Consider the following 1559-nt stretch of genomic DNA (forward strand, 5'->3'; position numbering starts at 1 on the left):
CCGCCACCGACAACGACTGACGAACCACCGAGGCCGCACAATGGCTCACGATTGAACCGTTCGAACTGGTCCCAAATTCAGCCGTTGCCGACAGCCCACCTCGTGAAAGCGCGAGGTTAAGCGGGGTTGGAGCAAGTCGTGCCGGGTAGCGCCCGACGACAGCCGCTAGACCGTCCAGAGCAGGGGGCGGCAGTAGCAGCCAGTCCTGCCTCGCCGAAACCGGTGCCGGCGGACAGTACGACTCCTATCCTGATCCGAACGACCAATATGGAGCTGAGGGGGATTGGTGGGCGACGCCCCGACTCCTGACCGGCATCTCGTCGAGCTGGACGACGAGGTCTACCAGGCACTGAACCGACTGCGGACCCCATTCGACCGAACGATCAATGAGGTGCTGCGACGCCGGTACGTCAAGAGCCGCCCAAGTGTGACTCCCTTCACCGGCTCACGCCTATCGAGCAGTCCAGCACCGTCCGCTGCGCCCTCGGGCCCCGGAAACGGAACGAAGCAGCAGTATGACGACAAACTGCGGGACCTACTGGCGGACGGGCGCCTCCGTTCAGGTCAGCGTCTCGTGTGGCGCCGACCCAACTCGGCCAAGGAGTACGTGGCCTATGTGACGGCTGATGCCCGCCTACGACTGCAGGACGGCCGAGTCTGCGACACCCCCTCTGGCGCCTGTCAGCTTCTCACCGGCGGCTCGGTGAACGGATGGAAGGAATGGGAGACCGAGGACGGCACTCCCATCTCCTCTCTTCGGCGCAGTTGACCCACCGCCTCAAGGTTCCCAGCCGTACCGGCTTGCGACCGAGAAGGTGCGCCTTGCATCACCGTTGGTGACGGCGACCAGCAACGAGAGAACGATGGCGCTTCCGGCAAAGACCGGCGAGAACCGGAAAATACTCAGTGCCTCCGCAGGTCCCTCGGCTCGTAGCGCAACTGAAAAGTGCGTACCTCGTCCTCGACCATCCGGTAGACCGTGATGCGACTCAAGAGCTCCCCCTTGACCTGGGATATGCGACCGCGCTCCCTGCCGTCCGACGCCTCGCCAATCCACGCCTCAATGTACTCAGGGAGGGCGAAACTCAGCAGGTAGCCCCGCGGGCCATCGTCTGCGGGCACAAGTGTCCACTCGGCACTCTCATCCCGACCACGGCGCATCAGTACACGGTGCGCTGGATGCTCCTCCGCGTACGCCACGAAGCTTGAGCCGTCCAGCGTTGCGAGGGGCAGAATGAAAGGTGCGGCAGGGAAGCCGATCAGCATCTCGGCCTCCTCATGGTGCTGCAGCTGGGCTGTGAACTCGACCAGCAGCGGCAGAGCGGCCCGGACGAACTGGCCATCGACGTCATGGGCAGCATTGAGCGATAGCAACCGTTCCTCAGGGAAAAGCGTCTCAGCAGGGTCTCCTCCCGTTTTGAGTAGAGCGCGCAACGCTGAGCGCATCCACGTGACCTTGTTCTTAGAGGGCGGTATGTGACGTGATGCCGTATCTGTCGTCACCGGAACGTGTGTGACCGCGATGTCGGGGCTGACCAGAGGGCCCGGCCGTGCTGGAG

General features: G+C 63.7%; 1 protein-coding gene and 1 pseudogene. One reads left to right on the forward strand and one right to left on the reverse strand.

Going from position 1 to position 1559, the window contains the following annotated elements:
- The first annotated feature begins 427 nt into the window (after positions 1-427).
- On the forward strand, positions 428-769 hold the full coding sequence (locus tag ACFV9O_RS40335) for a hypothetical protein (protein WP_385428055.1): 342 nt from the start codon (positions 428-430) through the stop codon (positions 767-769).
- A 134-nt stretch (positions 770-903) separates the two neighbouring features.
- On the opposite strand, the pseudogene ACFV9O_RS40340 reads toward ACFV9O_RS40335, so the two are convergent.
- A pseudogene (locus ACFV9O_RS40340) lies at positions 904-1559 on the reverse strand (hypothetical protein); the annotation flags it as partial.

The organism is Streptomyces sp. NPDC059909, assembly GCF_042730885.1.
Lineage (GTDB): Bacteria > Actinomycetota > Actinomycetes > Streptomycetales > Streptomycetaceae > Streptomyces.